16 protein-coding genes and 3 pseudogenes are annotated in these 18,374 nt (G+C 70.4%); 13 read left to right on the top strand and 6 right to left on the bottom strand.

The window, feature by feature from the left end; all coding sequences use genetic code 11:
- Window positions 1-66 precede the first annotated feature (66 nt).
- The 11 genes from ACFYXS_RS35875 to ACFYXS_RS35925 are packed head-to-tail and all read left to right on the top strand — an operon-like array spanning window position 67 to window position 10,652.
- Window positions 67-972, top strand: a complete 906-nt coding sequence (locus ACFYXS_RS35875; RefSeq protein ID WP_389255980.1) for an ABC transporter ATP-binding protein — start codon at window positions 67-69, stop codon at window positions 970-972.
- On the top strand, window positions 969-1,739 hold the full coding sequence (locus tag ACFYXS_RS35880) for an MlaE family ABC transporter permease (RefSeq protein ID WP_389255981.1): 771 nt from the start codon (window positions 969-971) through the stop codon (window positions 1,737-1,739). The genes ACFYXS_RS35875 and ACFYXS_RS35880 overlap by 4 nt, the downstream gene beginning before the upstream one ends.
- A gap of 5 nt (window positions 1,740-1,744) precedes the next feature.
- Window positions 1,745-2,557: an MlaE family ABC transporter permease gene (locus ACFYXS_RS35885; protein WP_389255982.1), complete on the top strand. Its 813-nt coding sequence runs from the start codon at window positions 1,745-1,747 to the stop codon at window positions 2,555-2,557.
- Between the two features lie 9 nt (window positions 2,558-2,566).
- Entirely contained in the window at window positions 2,567-3,817 is a 1,251-nt protein-coding gene (locus ACFYXS_RS35890; RefSeq protein ID WP_389255983.1) for an MCE family protein, read from the top strand.
- Window positions 3,814-4,851: an MCE family protein gene (locus ACFYXS_RS35895; RefSeq protein WP_389255984.1), complete on the top strand. Its 1,038-nt coding sequence runs from the start codon at window positions 3,814-3,816 to the stop codon at window positions 4,849-4,851. The genes ACFYXS_RS35890 and ACFYXS_RS35895 overlap by 4 nt, the downstream gene beginning before the upstream one ends.
- 44 nt (window positions 4,852-4,895) lie before the next feature.
- Window positions 4,896-5,876, top strand: a complete 981-nt coding sequence (locus ACFYXS_RS35900; RefSeq protein WP_389256028.1) for an MCE family protein — start codon at window positions 4,896-4,898, stop codon at window positions 5,874-5,876.
- Window positions 5,873-7,015 carry an MCE family protein gene (locus ACFYXS_RS35905; RefSeq protein WP_389255985.1) on the top strand — a complete coding sequence of 381 codons (1,143 nt, stop codon included), beginning with the start codon at window positions 5,873-5,875 and terminating at the stop codon, window positions 7,013-7,015. Before ACFYXS_RS35900 ends, ACFYXS_RS35905 begins: the two co-directional genes overlap by 4 nt.
- A complete protein-coding gene (locus tag ACFYXS_RS35910) occupies window positions 7,012-8,301 on the top strand; it encodes an MCE family protein (RefSeq protein ID WP_389255986.1) in 1,290 nt (429 codons plus the stop codon). The genes ACFYXS_RS35905 and ACFYXS_RS35910 overlap by 4 nt, the downstream gene beginning before the upstream one ends.
- Window positions 8,298-9,488 carry an MCE family protein gene (locus ACFYXS_RS35915; protein ID WP_389255987.1) on the top strand — a complete coding sequence of 397 codons (1,191 nt, stop codon included), beginning with the start codon at window positions 8,298-8,300 and terminating at the stop codon, window positions 9,486-9,488. Before ACFYXS_RS35910 ends, ACFYXS_RS35915 begins: the two co-directional genes overlap by 4 nt.
- Window positions 9,461-9,964: a hypothetical protein gene (locus ACFYXS_RS35920; RefSeq protein WP_389255988.1), complete on the top strand. Its 504-nt coding sequence runs from the start codon at window positions 9,461-9,463 to the stop codon at window positions 9,962-9,964. The genes ACFYXS_RS35915 and ACFYXS_RS35920 overlap by 28 nt, the downstream gene beginning before the upstream one ends.
- Before the next feature lie 13 nt (window positions 9,965-9,977).
- The gene (locus tag ACFYXS_RS35925; protein ID WP_389255989.1) at window positions 9,978-10,652 is read left to right on the top strand and encodes a hypothetical protein; all 675 of its coding nucleotides are present in this window, start codon (window positions 9,978-9,980) and stop codon (window positions 10,650-10,652) included.
- A 234-nt stretch (window positions 10,653-10,886) separates the two neighbouring features.
- Here the strand turns inward: ACFYXS_RS35925 and ACFYXS_RS35930 are convergent, their stop codons facing one another.
- From ACFYXS_RS35930 to ACFYXS_RS35955, 6 genes and pseudogenes are all read right to left on the bottom strand, one after another.
- Window positions 10,887-11,066, bottom strand: coding sequence for a hypothetical protein (locus tag ACFYXS_RS35930; RefSeq protein ID WP_389255990.1), 180 nt, complete (start codon window positions 11,064-11,066; stop codon window positions 10,887-10,889).
- Between the two features lie 607 nt (window positions 11,067-11,673).
- A pseudogene (locus ACFYXS_RS35935) lies at window positions 11,674-11,862 on the bottom strand (isocitrate/isopropylmalate family dehydrogenase); the annotation flags it as partial.
- A gap of 310 nt (window positions 11,863-12,172) precedes the next feature.
- Window positions 12,173-12,358: a hypothetical protein gene (locus ACFYXS_RS35940; protein ID WP_389255991.1), complete on the bottom strand. Its 186-nt coding sequence runs from the start codon at window positions 12,356-12,358 to the stop codon at window positions 12,173-12,175.
- 103 nt (window positions 12,359-12,461) lie between these two features.
- Window positions 12,462-12,854 (bottom strand): annotated as a pseudogene (locus ACFYXS_RS35945) (HAD family hydrolase); the annotation flags it as partial.
- 187 nt (window positions 12,855-13,041) lie between these two features.
- A pseudogene (locus tag ACFYXS_RS35950) lies at window positions 13,042-13,231 on the bottom strand (site-specific integrase); the annotation flags it as partial.
- A gap of 315 nt (window positions 13,232-13,546) precedes the next feature.
- Window positions 13,547-15,328: a PucR family transcriptional regulator gene (locus tag ACFYXS_RS35955; RefSeq protein WP_389255992.1), complete on the bottom strand. Its 1,782-nt coding sequence runs from the start codon at window positions 15,326-15,328 to the stop codon at window positions 13,547-13,549.
- A gap of 528 nt (window positions 15,329-15,856) precedes the next feature.
- Here ACFYXS_RS35955 and dnaK point away from each other — a divergent pair.
- Both dnaK and ACFYXS_RS35965 read left to right on the top strand, forming a co-directional pair.
- Window positions 15,857-17,749, top strand: a complete 1,893-nt coding sequence (gene dnaK, locus ACFYXS_RS35960) for a molecular chaperone DnaK (protein ID WP_389255993.1) — start codon at window positions 15,857-15,859, stop codon at window positions 17,747-17,749.
- 9 nt (window positions 17,750-17,758) lie between these two features.
- Window positions 17,759-18,370 carry a nucleotide exchange factor GrpE gene (locus ACFYXS_RS35965; protein ID WP_389255994.1) on the top strand — a complete coding sequence of 204 codons (612 nt, stop codon included), beginning with the start codon at window positions 17,759-17,761 and terminating at the stop codon, window positions 18,368-18,370.
- The last annotated feature ends 4 nt before the right edge of the window (window positions 18,371-18,374 follow it).

An 18,374-nucleotide genomic window follows, 5' to 3' on the forward strand; every position in this document is an offset into this window, starting at 1 on the left:
CTCCCCCGCTTCCCGTCCGCGCCCCGGTCTGTCACGACGGCGTGGTCGTGGCAGAGGGGATTCCGGATGGGTGTGGAGATCCGCGTCGAGGGACTGACCAAGTCCTTCGGCCGCCAGGTCATCTGGGAGGACGTCTCGCTCACGCTCCCCGCCGGGGAGATCTCCGTGATGCTGGGTCCCTCCGGTACGGGCAAGTCGGTCTTCCTGAAGACGCTGGTCGGCCTGCTGCGGCCGGACCGGGGATCGGTCCATGTCGCGGGCCGTGACATCACCCGTCTGCGCGAGCGCGAACTGTACGAGGTGCGGCGGCTGTTCGGCGTGCTGTTCCAGGACGGCGCGCTGTTCGGCTCCATGAACCTCTTCGACAACATCGCCTTCCCCCTGCGCGAGCACACCCGCAGACGCGAGAGCGAGATCCGGCGCGTCGTCCTGGAGAAAATGGACATGGTCGGCCTCATCGGCGCGGAGGAGAAGCTGCCCGGGGAGATTTCGGGCGGTATGCGCAAGCGGGCGGGGCTCGCCCGTGCGCTGGTTCTGGACCCGGAGATCATCCTCTTCGACGAACCCGACTCGGGGCTGGACCCGGTCCGTGTGGCGTACCTCAACCAGCTGATCGTGGACCTGAACGCGCAGACGGACGCGACCTTCCTGATCGTCACGCACGACATCGCGTCGGCGCGCCAGGTACCCGACAACATCGGTCTGCTGTTCCGCCGTGAGCTGGTGATGTTCGGCCCGCGGGAGAAGCTGCTGTCCAGTGACGAGCCGGTCGTGCGGCAGTTCCTGGGGGGCCGGATGGAGGGCCCGATCGGGATGGCGGAGGAGAAGGACGCCTCCCAGGTCGAGCAGGAGCTGGCGGGGCTCGACGACACAGCCGGTGTCGGCGTCGCCCCGCGGCTGCTGCCCAGCGCCGGCATCGGCCGGCCGCCCCGCTGGGCCGCCATCGCCGAACGGGAGGGGGCGCACCCGTGAGCTTCTCTCCTGTCGCGGGGCTGCGGCACACCGGAGATCTCTTCGCCCTCGCCCTGGACGTGCTGCGGACCCTGCCCCGGCGCCCCTTCCAGGTGCGGGAGTTCATCCAGCAGGCCTGGTTCGTCGCGAGCGTCACGATCCTGCCGACCGCCCTGGTGTCCATCCCCTTCGGTGCGGTGATCGCCCTGCAGATCGGCAGCCTCACCCGCCAGTTGGGTGCGCAGTCCTTCTCCGGCGCCGCCTCCGTGCTGGCGGTGCTGCGCGAGGCCTCCCCGATCGTGACGGCGCTGCTGATCGCGGGCGCGGGGGGCTCGGCGATCTGCGCGGACCTGGGGGCGCGCAAGATCCGGGAGGAGATCGACGCGATGGAGGTGCTGGGCATCGACCCGGTCCACCGGCTGGTCGTCCCCAGGGTCCTGGCCTCGATGGTGGTGGCGGTGCTGCTCAACGGCCTGGTGTCGGTGGTCGGCGTAGCCGGCGGCTACTTCTTCAACGTCGTCCTGCAGAACGGCACTCCGGGCGCGTACCTCGCCTCCTTCACCACGCTCGCCCAGCTGCCCGACCTGTACGCGGCCGAGTTCAAGGCCCTGGTCTTCGGTGCGATCGCCGCGATCGTCGCCGCGTACAAGGGACTGACCGCCAAGGGCGGCCCGAAGGGCGTCGGCGACGCGGTCAACCAGTCGGTGGTGATCACTTTCATGCTGCTCTTCGTCACCAACTTCGTGATGACTGCCGTGTACTTCCAGATCGTCCCGCAGAAGGGCTGAGGCGGATGGCTCTGACCGGTCTCACAGACCGCCTGGAGGAGCTGGGCGGCCAACTGGCCTTCTACGGGCGCTCGCTCGCCTGGACCGGCCGTACGCTGCGCCGCTACAAGAAGGAGGTCTTGCGGCTGCTCGCCGAGGTCAGCTTCGGGCGCGGGGCGCTGGCCGTGGTCGGCGGCACCGTCGGCGTCATCGCCTTCCTGTCCTTCTTCACCGGCACCGAGGTGGGGCTGCAGGGCTACGCGGCGCTCAACCAGCTCGGCACTTCGAACTTCGTGGCCTTCCTGTCCGCGTACTTCAACACCCGCGAGATCGCCCCTCTGGTCGCCGGGCTCGCCCTGTCCGCGACCGTCGGCGCCGGATTCACCGCGCAGCTCGGGGCCATGCGGATCAGCGAGGAGGTCGACGCGCTGGAGGTGATGGCGGTCCCCTCACTGCCGTTCCTGGTCACGACCCGCATGATCGCCGGCTTCGTCGCGGTCGTGCCGCTGTACGTGATCGGGCTGCTCTCCTCCTACCTGGCCGCCCGCACCATCACCACCGGCTTCCACGGGCAGTCGGCCGGCACGTACGACCACTACTTCCAGCAGTATCTGCCGCCCGTCGACGTGTTCTGGTCCTTCGGCAAGGTGATCGCCTTCGCCGTGATGATCATCCTCGTGCACTGCTACTACGGCTACCACGCCAAGGGTGGCCCCGCGGGCGTCGGAGTCGCGGTCGGCAGGGCTGTGCGCACCTCCATCGTCGCCGTGAACGTCCTCGACTTCTTCCTCAGCCTGGCGATCTGGGGAGCCAACACGACCGTACGGATCGCGGGATAGCCCATGTTCATGCAAAAAGCGAAGCCGCCGAAGCCGGCGCGCGCGGGGGCGTCCCCGGTCACGCTGCGGCTGTACGGCCTGGTCTTCCTGGCCGTACTGGTCCTGCTGCTGTCGCTCGCCGTGGCCGCCTACCGCCAGGTCTTCACGCCGGTGGTGCGCATCACCCTCCAGGCCGACACCATCGGCAACCAGCTGGAGCCCGCCGCTGACGTCAAGCTGCGCGGCCTCATCGTCGGCCAGGTGCGCGATGTGCGGGCCGACGGGACGAAGGCGACCCTCGGCATCGCGCTGAAGCCGGAGCACGTCGCCGACATCCCGGCGAACGTGGAGGCGCGGCTGTTGCCCAAGACCCTCTTCGGTGAGAAGTACGTCGACCTCGTCGTCCCCCGCGGGCCCGCGACGCGCCACATCCGGGCGGGAGACGTGATCACCCAGGACCGCACCAGGGCCGGAATCGAGGTGCAGCAGCTGATGAACGACCTTCTGCCGCTGCTGCGCACCGTCAGGCCCGCCGAGCTCAATGCCACCTTGTCCGCCTTCGCCGACGCCCTGGAGGGGCGCGGCGACCGGATCGGCGGCAACCTCACCCGCGTCCAGCGTTATCTGCACGCGCTCAACCCGCACATGCCGCAGATCAAGGAGGACATCGCGCGCTTCGCCGATGTGACCGAGGTGTACGGGGACGCTGCACCGGACCTGCTCCGCGTGCTCCGCAACACCATCACCACAAGCCGCACTCTGGTCGAGAGGCGGGACACCTTCGCCGCCCTCCTGACCGGGACCACCGCCTTCGCCAGGACGGGGCAGGACGTGCTGAGCGACAACGCCGACCGCATCATCACCCTGAACCGGGTCTCCCGCCCCACGCTGGCGTTGCTGGCCCGCTACTCGCCCGAGTTCCCCTGCCTGCTCGGCGGACTGGCGAAGGGGGAGCCGCTGGCCGAGCAGGCCTTCGCCGGTGGCGAGATGCACATCACCCTGGAGATCGTCCGGCCGCGCCCGGCGTACCGCCCCGGCGAGGAGCCGCGCTACGCCGACCGGTCCGGCCCCGACTGCCGTGGACTGCCCGATCCGCGGGTGCCGGCGCCGGACCTCCATCTCAACGACGGAACGAGGGCGTCGAGCGCGTCGGCATCCGAGCAGGACCTCATCGGCGCGCTGGTCGCACCGGTCATGGGTGTGCCCGCGGACCAGGTGCCGCCCGTCGCGACCCTGCTCTTCGGCCCCCTGGCCCGCGGGACGGCGGTGAGCGTGGCATGAAGGCGATGGAGACCACCGCACCGCTGATCAAGTTCAGCGTTTTCGCCACCGTGACGATCCTGGCGACCGCGCTGCTCGCGGCCACCATCGTCAACGTCCGCTTCACCGCCACCGATTCGTACAGCGCGGTCTTCAGCGATGTCACCAGCCTGGAGACCGGCGACGACATCCGTGTGGCCGGGGTGCGCGTCGGCGAGGTCGAGGACATCCGTACGACGACGGCGGGCGACCGTACGGTCGCCGAGGTCACCTTCACCGTCGACCACGACCGGCCGCTGCTGGCCGGCACGGGTGCCGTCATCCGCTACCGGACCCTGGTCGGCCAGCGCTACATCGCACTCACCGAGGGCCCGGGGGACGGGACCCGGCTCAAGCCGGGCGGGCGCATCCCGCTGTCCCGGACCCGGCCCGCGCTGGACCTGACGGCGCTGCTCAACGGCTTCAAGCCGCTGTTCGCCGCGCTCAGCCCCCAAGACGTCAACCAGCTAGCGTACGAGATCATCCGTACGCTGCAGGGCGAGGGCGGCACGGTCAACAGCCTGCTGGCCCACACGGCGTCGCTGACCTCGACGCTCGCCGACCGCGACGAGCTGATCGGCTCCGTGATCGACAACCTCAACGACGTGCTGGGCACCCTCGACCAGCGCAGCGCCCGCTTCTCCGGACTGCTCACCCAGTTGCGGCGGGTGGTGTCCGGGCTGTCCGCCGACCGCACCGCCATCGGCGACTCGCTGGTGAGCATCGGCGATCTGACCGAGGCCACCTCGGGCCTGCTGGAGCAGGGCCGCCCGGCACTGCGCTCCGACATCTCGCAGCTGTCCGACCTGTCCAAGACGCTGAACGACAACGAGAAGACCGTGGAGGGCGTCCTGAAGCGACTGCCGAACAAGCTCGACAAGCTCACCGCGACGGCGTCCTACGGATCCTGGTTCAATTTCTACCTCTGCGACTTCGACGGACGGGTCGTCCTGCCGAAGACCGCCGGGACGCTCACCCCGGAACTCCACGTCCAGCAGGCGAGGTGCGCGGGATGAGACGCATACCGATCCCCCGGATCAAGCGCGTACGGATCCCCAGGATGAAGCCGTTCCGCGAGCGCAATCCCGTCGTCATCGGCGCCATCGGACTCAGCGTGATCGCCCTGCTGGTCGTCGCGGCCTTCAATGTCGAGGAGCTGCCGCTGATCGGCGGCGGCGACCGCTACAGCGCGGCCTTCTCCGAGGCGGGCGGGCTGAAGCCCGGTGACGAGGTACGCATCGCCGGCGTCAAGGCCGGCAAGGTCGACACCGTCGAACTCGCAGGGGATCACGTGAAGGTGAGCTTCCGGGTCAGGAGCGACCAGCACCTGGGCGCCGGCACCGGCGCCTCGATCCGGATCAAGACGATCCTGGGCGCCAAGTACCTGGCACTGGAGCCGAAGGGCCCCGGGCGGCTGGCACCCGGCAGCGAGATACCGCGGTCGCGCACGGTCTCCGCGTACGACGTCGTGGCGGCTTTCAGTGACCTCACCACCACCAGCGAGAAGATCGACACCGATCAGCTGGCGACCGCCCTGGACACCATCTCGGGCACCTTCAAGGACTCCCCGGCCGAGGTGAGGGCCTCCATCACGGGACTGTCCCGGCTCTCCCGGACCGTCGCCTCCCGGGACCAGGCGCTGCGCGAACTCCTCGACCACGCCAACGGCGTCACCGGCGTCCTCGCCGACCGCTCCGACCAGTTGGTCACCCTCATGAAGGACGGGGACAAGCTGCTGCGGGAACTCGACCGGAGGCGCACGGCCATCCACGACCTGCTCGTCAGCGCCACCACGCTCGGCACCCAGCTCTCCGGCCTCGTCGACGACAACCGCAAGGCGATCGGGCCCGCGCTGAGCCGTCTGGAGACGGTGATACGGATGCTCCAGCGCAACCAGACCAGCCTGGACCGCAGCATCAAGCTGCTCGCGCCTTTCGCCCGGCTCTTCACCAACACCCTCGGCAACGGTCGCTGGTTCGACACCTACGTCCAGAACGTCGTCGCCGCGCCGGTCATCCCCCGGACGGGAGGGTCGCGATGAGCCGGCTGGAAAAGCTCCGCACGCCCCGCCTGTTGCGCGGGCTGGCGCTGGTCACCGCGCTCGCGGTGGCCGCGTGTCTCGCCATCGTCCTGTGGCCGCGGAGCCCGGCCGTGACCGTCACGGCGTATTTCCCGCGCACCGTCGGGATCTACCCCGGTTCGGACGTGCGGGTGCTCGGCGTCCGGATCGGCGAGGTCAGGAAGATCACGCCCGAGGGTGGCCGGGTCCGGGTCGAGCTGAGCTACGACGCGGCGCGGAAGGTCCCCGCCGACGCCAAGGCCGCGATCATCAACTCGTCGGTAGTCAGCGACCGTTACGTCCAGCTGCTGCCGGTCTACCGATCAGGCCCGGTGATGCGCGACGGCGCCGTCATCCCCGAGAGCCGCACCGCCGTCCCCGTCGAACTGGACCGCGTCTTCGACAGCCTCCACACCACGGCGGAGGCGCTCGGCCCGCGCGGCGCCAACGAGGACGGCTCGCTGTCCCGGCTGCTCGGCGTCAGCGCCGACAATCTCGACGGCCAGGGCGAGCGGCTGCACCAGACGGTCGAGGACCTCTCGCTGGCCGTCACCACCCTCTCCGACGGGCGGACCGATCTCTTCGGCACGGTACGCAATCTGCAGCTGTTCACCGCGGCGCTGGCCGCCGACGACCAGAGCGTCCGGTCCTTCAACGACAGCCTGGCCGAGGTCGCCGGGCAGCTGTCGGGTGAGCGCGACGACCTGGCGGCGGCGCTCAAGCAGCTGTCGACCGCGCTCGGCGACGTGGCGGTCTTCGTACGCGACAACAAGCAGCGGCTCACCACCGACGTGAAGGGCCTGAGCGAGGTCACCCGTGTCCTGGTGAGGCAGCGGGCGGCCCTGGAGGAGTTCATGGACGTGGCGCCCGCCGGACTGTCCAATCTGCAGAACGCCTACAACCCGTCCTCCGGCACCCTCGACACCCGCAACGACGCCGAGCAGGCCCAGGACCCGGCGTCCCTGGTGTGCTCGCTACTGCGTACGGCCGGCGAGAAGGCGGACTGCGCAGGACTGAAGAAGCTCTTCGACGCCCTGCCCTCCGTCAAGGACACGACGGCGGCGACGGGTACCGGCACGGTCGACAGGACGCTGGGCGGGATCCTGGGGGTGGCCGCATGAGGCGCGTGAAGGCGGTGCTGTGGGCCGCGGCCGGGGCGGTACTGCTGACGGGCTGCGAGTTCAACGGGCTGTACGACGTGCCACTGCCGGGTGGCGCGGCCGCGGACGGACACGCCTACCACGTCACGGTGGAGTTCCGGGACGTGCTGGACCTGGTGCCGCAGTCCGCGGTGAAGGTCAACAACGTCACGGTGGGCGCGGTCGAGGAGATCGAACTGGACGGCTGGCACGCCCGTGTGCGCCTGAGGGTCGCCGACTCCGTCCAGCTGCCCGGAAACGCGGTGGCCGAACTGCGGCAGACCAGCATGCTCGGCGAGAAATACGTCTCCCTGCAGGCCCCGGCCGGCGTCACGCCGTCCGGACGGCTCGGCGACGGGGATGTGATCCCGCTGTCGCGCAGCGGCCGCAACCCCGAGATCGAGGAAGTGCTGTCCGCACTGTCGGCGCTGCTCAACGGCGGCGGCGTGGCCCAGCTCCACACCATCACGCAGGAGCTGAACAAGGCCTTGGCCGGGCGCGAGGACCGGGTCAAGAGCCTGCTCAAGGAGCTGGACACCTTCGTCGGCGGTCTCGACGACCAGAAGTCGCAGATCGTGCGCGCGCTCAAGGGAGTCGACAAGCTCTCCAGGACCCTCAAGGAGCAGCGAGCCACCATCGGCACGGCGGTCGACTCCATCCCCCCGGCCCTGAAAATTCTCGCCGACCAGCGCCGCGACCTGACCAGGATGCTCACCTCCCTGTCCGACCTGGGCAAGGCCGGCACCAAGGTGATCGACGCCTCCGGCGAGGACGTCGTCGCCAACCTGCGCAGCCTGCGGCCGATCCTGACCCGCCTCAACCAGGCGGGCGCCGATCTGCCCAACGCCCTGGAGCTCATGACCACCTACCCCTTCCCGCGCAATGTGACCGACGCGATCAAGGGCGACTACGTCAACCTGAAGATCACCGCCGACCTCGACCTGAAGAGTCTCTACGGCAACTTGAGCAAGGGCCCGGGTGGCCCTTCCCGGCCCCCCGGGTCCGGCAAGGGCCCCGGCTCGGGGCCCCTTCCTGAGCTGCCCCCGCTGCCGACTTCCCTGCCGAGCCTGCCCGGCGTGCCGACCGTGCCGGCCGTACCGCCGGTTCCGACCCTGCCGGTCCCCGGCCCGACGAACACCTCCGGCGGCGGCGCGCTCTGCCCGCCCGTGTGCCTGGGCAGCCAGGCCTCCTACGACCACGGCACGCCGACCACCGCCGGCGTCGACTGGGAGCTCGCCGGCCTCATGACAAGGGGGCTGGGCGCGTGATCACCCGTATCGTCAAGGCCCAGCTGGCCGCCTTCGCCGCGATCACCGCCCTCGGCGTGTCCTATGTCGGCGCCGAGTACGCGGGCCTCGGTGAGAGAGTCATGGGCAGCGGCTACACCGTGCACGCCGACTTCGCCGACTCCGGCGGTGTCTTTCCGGGCGCCGAGGTGACCTACCGCGGCGTGCCTGTGGGCCGCGTGCGGGCGCTGCGGCTCAGCGGCGCCGACGGCGTGACCGTGGACCTGCGTATCACCGGCGCCTCCCGCATCCCCGACGACACCCTCGCCGTCGTCGCCAACCGCTCCGCCGTCGGTGAGCAGTACGTCGACCTGCAGCCACGTGCCGCCACGGGCCCGTACCTGCGCGACGGCAGCACCATCGCCCGCCGTGACACCCGCACCCCGCTGCCCACCACAGAGCTGATCCTCAGCCTCGACCGTCTCGTCAACTCCGTCGGCAAGAAGGACCTGATGGTGACCGTCGACGAGCTCGGCGCCGCCTTCGCCGGCACCGGGCCCGACCTGACGCGCCTGGTCGACTCCGGCAACAGCCTGGTCGACGCCGCCGAGCGCAATCTCCCGCAGACCATCGGCCTGATCGAGAGCTCCCGTACCGTACTGAAGACCCAGGCCGACAAGGGATCGGCGATCCGGTCCTTCTCCCGCGATCTGGCCGCCCTCAGCGCCACGCTGAAGGACCGCGACGCCGACATCCGGCGCCTGATGGACAACGGCGTCAGCGCCTCCCACGAGCTGAACGCCCTGCTGAAGGCCAACCGTTCCGCGCTGCCCGTCCTGCTCGGCAACCTCGTCAGCGGCGGCCAAGTCGTCGTCGCCCGCCTGCCCGGACTGGAACAGACCCTGGTCACCTTCCCCGCCGCCGTCGCCGGCAGCTTCACCGTCCTCCCCGGCGACGGCACCGCCCACTTCGGGCTCGTCGTCAACGCCGACGACCCACCGCCCTGCCGCCAGGGCTACGGCTCCACACGGCGCCGAGACCCCACCGACACCGCGCACCGCCCCGCCAACACCCAGGCCCGCTGCACCGCCCCGCGCGGCTCGCCGACATCCGTGCGCGGGGCCCAGAACGCCCCCAAGGCAAGCTTCTCCATCGGCTCGGCCGGCGGCCAGCAGGCCGTCTTCGGAAAGGAATCTTGGCAATGGCTCCTCGTCGGCCCCATGGTGTGACCGACCGCCGCGTACTTGCCGCACTCGGCGCCTTCGCGGTACTGCTCGCTGTCCTGTCCTGCTGGTACGGCCTGCGGCTCCACCAGCGGTACGCGGACGAGCGCCGCGACCAGGACATCGTCGCTGCCGCGCGGCAGTCGGCGCTCAACTTCACCTCGCTCGACTACCGGCACTACGCGCAGGACAGCAAGAACGTTCTCAGCGGCGCCACGGGCGACTTCAAGAGGCAGTTCACCGAGCAGACCGACCAGCTGACCAAGCTGGTCACCGCCAACAAGTCCGTCTCCGCAGGCCAGATCCTCGAAGCCGGCATCGTCCGCGCCGACGACGCCTCGGCCCGCGTCCTGGTCGTCGCCGACAGCAAGGTCACCAACACCGCCGTCCCGAACGGCGAGGCCCGCACCTACCGGCTCCAGCTCGACCTCCGTCGCGTCGACGGACGCTGGATGACGTCCGACGTCGAATTCGTCGGCTGAGAGGAGACACGTCATGGCGACGACGAAGATGGCCGCGGCCGCCAGGGCGGCGGCGAAGCGCGTCGAACGCTCCGACCGGGTCGAACCGGTGAAACCGGTGATACCGGCCGAGCCTGTGGGACGTGTCCTGCGCGTCGACGCAGCGGACGAACCGAGTGCGTCCGCGGGCCCCCGCCCCCGCCCCCGCCCCCGTCCCGGTCTCCGTGTCCCCGTCCGGGTGCGGGCCGCGGTCCTGCTGCTGCTTCTCGCCGGCGGCCTGGTCGCCGCCCCGTTCCTCGGCCTCGCGTACCGGGGTGCCGAACGCACGCGCCAGGCCCGCTCACAGGCCGTGGCCGCGGCCCGCGAGGCGGCCCCGGTGATCCTCTCGTACGACTACCGGCACCTCGACAGGGACTTCACCGCCGCCCGCGCCCTCTTGACCGGCGCCTTCCGCGACACATACGCCAAGACCACCCGAACCGTCGTCACCCCGACCGCCACGAAGTATCAGGGCGTCGTCAGGGCCACCGTCGCCGCCGGCCCCGCGGTCGTCTCCGCGACCCCGGACAAGGTCGTGGTGCTGCTCTTCGTCAACCAGGTCACCGACAGCACCCGCATCTCCACCCCCCGACTCGACCTGAACCGCGTCCGAATGACGCTGACGCGCACCGCCGACGGCTGGAAGGTGAGCGCCGTCGACGCGCTGTGACCGCTGGCGCATGAGCTTCGCGGCCCGCTTGATCCCGGATGCGCGGACGTAGGTGCCACAGGGGCACGCGTTCGCGGTGTCGGCGTCTGTCGGCTCGGGGGTGCGCTTGAGCAGCGCACCGCGGTCAGGATCTGCCGCGGTCGGCAGAAGCCGCACACTGGGCGACGTCGTGCTCCAGCCAGGCCTTCCGGACCGGGTGCAGGTTGTCACCGGCGGCGAGCCTCTCGATGATGATCACCTCCACGCCTGTGGCGTCGGCGAGCGGTACGCCGGCAGGCGCCGCATGTCGCTGTCGGGCTCCCACGATCCGAGCTCGGGGAACGCCCGATGGTTCGGCGGCCGGTCCGGATCGGCCATGACGGGCTTGTAGTTGAGCCAGCTCCAGGCGTCGATGACCAGCGTGCGCAGACGCACAGCTCCTCCAGGCAGTCGGTCCCACGCCGACCACCAGGGTACGCGGCCAGGGATGCAGCCTTTCGGCCGCTGGGCGCACCGGATCATACGCGTCATGGCCACCACCACCGTCCGGATTCCCCTGGCTGACCTGCAGCGGTCTTCGACGCGGCCCAGAAGGCCGTGCATGACCACCACCGTGCCTCAGGGCCGGTGCTGGAGTGGACGGAAGAGAAGCGTGTCGAGGGCGATCGGCTCCAAGCCAAGAGGGTCGGCGTCGTAAAGAGTGCCGGGAGGCCGGACGAACCCCGCGGCGGGCGGGCCCGGCGGGAGACCGCCGTGCAGGCTCCGCCGGTCGCACCCACCGCAGCAACCGCGCCTGCCGGGACCCGGGTCGGGGTGGTGGCGCGATGACCTGATTTTGTGTCGAGTTGGGTTGTGTGGTCAGCCCCCACGACCGCCGCCCTCGACACGGACACGGGGGTACGACCCGATACGCCTCTTCACCTGGGAGGTGCTTCTTTCCTCGCAACCAACAGGACCCTCAGCGAGTCCATCGTTGCAGGTCAGGAGCACTTTCCGCGTTTATGGCCAACTCTCGGACAACCCGCCTCGTGAAAGCACGAGGTCAGAGGAGTTCGAGCAGCTTATGGGTGAACTCTTCGGTCGTCGCTGTGCCGCCAAGGTCGCGGGTACGGACGTCTGACTTGGCCAGGATGGTGGCGATGGCGTCGTCGATGTCCTTGGCGGCCTCGGGGTGGCCAAGGTGGTCGAGCATCAGGGCCGCCGAGCTGATCGCGCCCAGCGGGTTGGCGATGAGGGGGCTGTGCAGCCGTCCTGCGGCGGTCTGGGTTTAGCTGGGCGCCGACAACGCCGCAGAGGGCCATGGTGCTGGTGCGGCGCGCGGTTCCCGGTGTGAACGTGCCGATCAGCCAGGCCGCAACGGCGCCGAGCGCGGTGACGAGGCGGAGGCGCCGGATCTGGTGCATCAACGGATCGCCCAGCGTGGTCAGCCCCAGCGGAGTCGTGCCGACGCGTCCCACCCCCGGCTCGCCGTCCGACTCGCGCGGAGTGACCGCGACCGCCATCGCGGGGAACATGTCGGTCAGCAGAGTGACCAGCAGCGACTACCGGGTGGACAGGGGAGAGCCGCCGCCGAGCAGGGTGCCGAACAGGGAGAAGCCGATCTCACCGGCGTTGCCCCCGAGCAGCACACTGATCGCGTCGGCGACGCTGAGCCACAGGGCCCGTCCCTCGGCGACGGCCTCCAGCAGCACGGCGAGCGTGTCGTCGACGCACCAGATCCGCGGCATTTCGGGCGGCGGCCGAACCGTGGGTGCCGATGCCCACGCCGATGTCGGCCGCCCGGATGGCGGCGGCATCGTTCGAGCCGTCGCCGACCATGCCGTCGGCCCGCCCGGCCTCCCGGAGCGCCTCGATCCCCTGCAGCTTCTGTCCCGGTGCGACGCGGGCCACCACGCCGCAGCCACGGACGTGTTCCGCCCGCTCGCCACGGTCCAGCGCGGCGAGGTCGTCGCCGGTCGCCACATCCACGTCCTCGGGCCAGCCGAGGGACACGGCTACCGCGCGTGCGGTTTCGGGGTGGTCCCCGGTGAGCATCACCGGCCGCACCCCCGCCTTCTGCAGGCCGGAGACGAGCGCCGCGGCGTCGCTGCGCGGAGTGTCGGCGAGGGCGACGAAACCGACGATGTGGGCCCGGGCTCGTCCAACGGCCGGTCCAGGGCTTCCTCGGACACCTCGTCGTTCAGGCCCCGCACGGCGACGGCCAGGACACGCAGCCCCTCCCAGGCCAGTGTTCGAGCCGTGTCCGCCGCGGTGGCCTCGTCACCCCCGGCACGCCGGCAGGACGACCTACGGCGCTCCCTTGACCACCAGGGCCGTGCGCCGTCGGCGTCCTCGCCCGTCGCCGAGGCATACCCGCGACTGGCCTCGAACGGCAGCGCGTCCTCGGCCGCCCACTGGGGGTCTACGCCTCGCCGGGGCCCCGACCCGTGGGCGCCCTTGCCGAGCACTACGAAGCGGCCCCACTGGCCGTGGTCCCAGTGCAGGTCGCCCATGCATACCCCACACAGCTCGGCCGCCCGGACGCCGGACAGGTACGCGACCTTCGTCATCACGTAGTCGCGGCAGGCGACCAGGTACTTCCGGCCGTTGGGCAAGTCCTCGCACGGTCGTAGAAGCCGTACGTGAGCCGCACCGCCGGCCACGTCCGGCTGCAGTGGTGTCTGCTGACGAAGTCGCGGGCGGGCGCCGGCTCGTACGCGCGGGGCAGGGGAATCCATAGGGCCGGCATAGGACGACGATTGACCCGGCCGCTCGCCCTCCCGCCACCGAAGCCGGCTCCACCGTACGCGAGGCTGTGTGGCCGGCGGGGGGCGGCGTAGGGCGCCCGCCCACACTCACTACCTGACCCGGGGGGCTGTAACGGGCCAGCCCGGCCAACTACCGCCCATCGTTCGTACGTCAGTTCTAGTTGCGTATCAGCCGGGTCCGCCCAGCACGACCTTCCACACTCGGGTCGCCACCTGAAGGTTGAGCCGGTCCTCGACGTTCGCGAGGTCGTTGCCGCTGATGTCGCGGATGCGCTGGAGCCGATAGCGCAACGTGCTGCGGTGGATCGCGAGGGATTCGGCGGTCTCGTCGTAGTTGCCGCCGCAGTCGAAGTACCGGGACAGGGTCTCCACCATGGCTGCGTGGTGCCGGGAGTCGTAGTCGATGAGCCGCCCGAGCCACTCGTGGACGAACGTCTCCAGTTCCAGCAAATCGTTGCCAGGTCCCAGGATGCGGTAGAGGCCAAGCTCGTCGAAGAACGTCGTCCCGTAGCGCTCGCGGGAATGGCGGCGCACTTCCAGTGCGCGCCGCGCCTCCTGGTAGCGGTGGGGGATGTCGTCCGGGGAGTTGCACGGGGCGCTCACCCCGATCGTCCCGGACCCTGTCCCGGTCTCCCGGGCGAGCGCCTGGTACAAAGCGCGGGCGTGCGGTCTGTCGTCGGCAACCAGGACCACGTGGTCGGAACGTCGGGTCAGCAGTGAGCGCATGCCCACGGCAGAGGCCGCCCGGCCCACCGTCTGCGTGAAGGAGTCGTCCGCGGTCCTGTTCGACCACCGCACCACGACGACGTAGTGGCTGCGGTGCAGGTCGTGTCCGACTGCCTCGGACCGGGCGTAGGCGCTCGCCTCGTCCGTCCCCGCCAGGAGGTCGTCGACCAGTTCGCGGTGCAGCCGCAGCTGCAATTCGGCCAGCCGACGCAGGTGCGCCAGCTCCAGGGTGAGCGACGTGGCGGCGTGTTCCAGCGCGAGCACGGTGTGTGAGTCGGCCTCGTCCCGTGCATCGACCAGGGCCAGCACGCCCAGGATCTCTCCGTGTGAGCGGACCAGGGTGATCAGCCGGTCCTTGATCCGCACCGGCCCGACCTCCCGGGCGACGGCGTGCAGCATCTCGTCCTGGCGCACGGGGTCCGGTTCCGGATAGGGGTCGGGGCGGCTGGGGCCGGACCAGGACCTCAGCCGACCGAAGCGGTCCTCGACCAGCGCGGGGAGTCCAGTGAGCTCGTGCAGTGCGCGGGTGATGGCTTCCTCGCCGCCGCCCGAGGCGGCGACGTCGGCCGTCAGATTGTGAACGGCCTGCTGCCACCCCAGCTCGGCCACGACGGAGATCAGCTGCCGCTGAAGGGCTGTCCGCTCCTCCCTCAGCCGGTGAAGCTCCAGGGCGTCCTCGCGGCGGCAGCGGTGTGCGAAGGCGACTGACAGGGCAGCAGCGGTGTGCCGGACGAGCGTGGCGAGCAGGGATCGCTCGGCCTCGGTGGGCCGGGATCGGGACGTCACCACGAGGTAGCCGCGGAGTCCCTGAAGTCCGCGCAGCCCGAGGGCCTGGCCCCAGGGTCGGTCGGGTACGTCCACAGGGCCGTCTTGCCCTGCCAGCTCCCGCACCCGCTGGTCCACGGCCAAGGCATGGGCCTGCCCGTCCCCCGGGCTGGGGACCAGGTCGCCGTCTGCCCTGAGGTATCCGGCCTCGGCGCTGTACGGCCCTGCGGCAGCTATGTGGTCCATGGCCAGGCGCAGGATCTTGCCTTCGTCCCGAGTGTCGAATTGGGCGCGGGAGAGCGCCGCGAGTTCGTGGGGGGCGTGGTCGGCTGGGGTTGGAACGGGCGGGTGCGGCCCTCTCCGGGCGGCCGTGGGGTGCGGCCCGGCGTTACACCGCGGAAGGCTGCTCTCCCGGTTGGAGCAGCGGCGGTGGAGGTTGTGCGCCCGGCTGCCGGCCATGGGATCACTCCGTTCTCCCGAGCGGGCGGTACACGTTCCGGGCCCAGCCGCTGGCCAGGGGATTATCCCCTTCCCCCGAAGCTGCCGAGAGGTGACGGCGACCTTGCCCGTACGCCCCCCGACCCAACTTACCCGTGATGTCCGGAGTCTTCGACTTGTGCTCGCGGGGTGACGGGCTCTGCTGTTCTTTGACTTGCCGGGTGCAGGCGTAGAGCTGCCCGGTTCGCGAGTCTGGGGCTGTCGGGGCCGTACGCCCCGGCAGGAAGGACTGGGCGATGACCGAGCACCCTCGCAGGCCCACTGTCCCGTACGAGACGTACCAGGAAGCCGAACGCGCCGTCGATCACGTCTCGGCAGGGGTTTTTCGCGCAGAGGGTGGCCATCATCGGTCAGGACGTCCGCCTCGTCGAGCATGTCATCGGCCGTATGACCACTGGTCGGCTGGCTCTGCCGGAGCGGTCGTGACCCATACCTGAACGATCAGATCCGCGGTGCCGGCGCATGCCGCCGCACCGGGAGGAGTTCCTCATGGCCAAGGCAGTGGGCATCGACCTGGGCACCACGAACTCGGTGATCGCCGTGTGGGAGGGCGGTGAACCTTCCGTCGTGCCCAACACCGAGGGCAGCCGTACGACACCGTCCGTGGTCGCCTTCACCGACACCGGGGAACGTCTCGTGGGACAGCTGGCCCGGCGCCAGGCGATCCTCAACCCCAAGGGCACCATTTACTCGGCCAAGCGGTTCATCGGCCGGCATTTCGACGAGATCTCCGACGAGGCCAGGGCAGTGGCTTACGACGTCGTCGAGGGCGACGGCGGAGCGGCCCGCTTCAAGGTGCGCGACAAGCTTTACGCGCCTGAGGAGATCAGTGCACAGGTGCTGCGCAAGCTCGCCGACGATGCCGGGAAGCAGCTCGGAGAGCGGGTCACGGAGGCGGTCATCACGGTGCCCGCCTACTTCAACGACGCCCAGCGCACCGCCACCAAGGACGCCGGACGGATCGCGGGACTGGAGGTCCTCCGCATCATCAACGAGCCGACGGCGGCTGCCCTCGCGTACGGCATGGACAAGAAGCAGCACGAGACCATCCTCGTCTTCGACCTGGGCGGCGGCACCTTCGACGTGAGCATCCTCGACGTCGGCGACGGCGTGGTGGAGGTGCGCTCCACCGCCGGCGACAGCCACCTGGGTGGCGACGACTTCGACCGCCGCCTGGTGGACCACCTCGCGGACGACTTCCAGAAGGAGAACGGCATCGACCTGCGCAAGGACCCACAGGCCCTGCAACGACTGTTCGAGGCGGCGGAAAAGGCCAAGACCGAGCTCAGTTCGGTGACGCAGACGCAGGTCAGCCTGCCGTTCATCACCGCCGACGCGTCCGGCCCCAAGCACCTCACCGACTCGATCATGCGGTCCACGTTCGAGCAGATCACCGGCGACCTGGTGGAGCGTTGCCTGGGGCCGGTCCAGCAGGCGATGTCCGACGCCAAGGTCGGCGAGAGCGACATCGACGAGGTCATCCTCGTCGGCGGCTCCACGCGTATCCCGGCGGTCCAGGCCCTGGTCCGCCGGCTGACCGGCGGCAAGGAACCGAACATGAGCGTCAACCCCGATGAGGTCGTGGCCCTGGGCGCCGCGATCCAGGCCGGGGTGCTCAAGGGCGAGGTCAAGGACGTCCTGCTGCTCGACGTCACGCCCTTGTCGCTGGGCGTGGAGACGCGCGGTGGGGTGATGACGAAGATCATCGACCGGAACACCACCATCCCGGTACGCCGCAGCGAGACCTTCTCCACTGCGGAGGACAACCAGCCGGCCGTCGATGTGGTGGTGCTGCAGGGCGAGCGCGAGTCCGCGGCCGACAACCGGGTGCTCGGCCGGTTCCAGCTCACCGACATCCGGCCGGCGCCGCGGGGCGAACCGCAGGTCGAGGTCACCTTCGACGTCGACGCCAACGGCATCCTGCACGTCACCGCCCGCGACAAGGACACCGGCAAGGAACAGGGCATCACCATCAGTGAGAGCTCCAACCTGGACCGCAGTGAGGTCGAACGCATGGTGCAGGAGGCCGAGAGCAACCGGGGCCAGGACCAGGCACTGCGCGAGGCCGTCGACGCCCGCAACGAACTCGACGCCGTCGCGTACCAGGTCGAGAGGCGCCTCGCCGAACTGGGCGACGCAGCGCCCGCGCACGAGAAGGCCCGCGCCGAGATGCTCGTGTCCGACGCCCGGGCGGCGGTCAAGGACGAGGCGGGCGTGGAGCGTGTGCGGCCCCTGACCTCCGAACTCCAGCAGGTGCTCGCCGGGCTGGCGGCCCATCAAGGCGCCGCTCCCACGGGCAGTCCCGGCCAGGACGCCGCCACCGGTGGTCCCACGAGTGGCGGTGGCGACGAGGTCATCGACGCCGAGTTCGAGAAGGGCTGAGGCCCAACCATGCCCAGCCGCCCCCAGGAACCCGACCGGGCGCCGTCGGAGCCGGTCGAACCGGTCCCGGAAGACGCCGTACGCCCCCCGCGCGGGGACTTGCCGCAACCGGGTCCGCCGCCCCGGCCGGAAGCGGCGAACGGCGAACCGGGGCCCGACGCCGCCGGCCCCGCGCCTGCCGAGGACGAGTACACGACCGCGATCCGCGAACTGGAGGACCGTTGGCGGCGCGCACTCGCCGACCTCGACAACCTTCGCAAGCGTCACGCCAGGGAACTGGAGCGGGAGCGGGCGGTCGAGCGGTCCCGCACGGCGGCCGCTTTCCTGCCCGTCATCGACAACCTCGAACTCGCCCTGAACCACGCCGGCGCCGATTCGGGCGCGATCGTGGAGGGCATCCGGGCCGTACGCGACCAGGCGGTGAACGTCCTCGAACTGCTCGGCTACCCGCGGCATGCGGAGACCGGGGTCCCCTTCGACCCGGCCCGGCACGAGGTGGTCGGCGTCGTCCAGGACCCCGACGTGGAACCGGGCACTGTCGTCGAGGTGCTGCGCCCCGGCTACGGCGACGGCGAGAGGCAGCTCAGGCCGGCCGCCGTGACCGTCGCGAAGCGGGAGTGACCGG

This window comes from Streptomyces sp. NPDC002574, from assembly GCF_042889545.1.
In the GTDB taxonomy this organism is placed as follows: Bacteria; Actinomycetota; Actinomycetes; order Streptomycetales; family Streptomycetaceae; genus Actinacidiphila.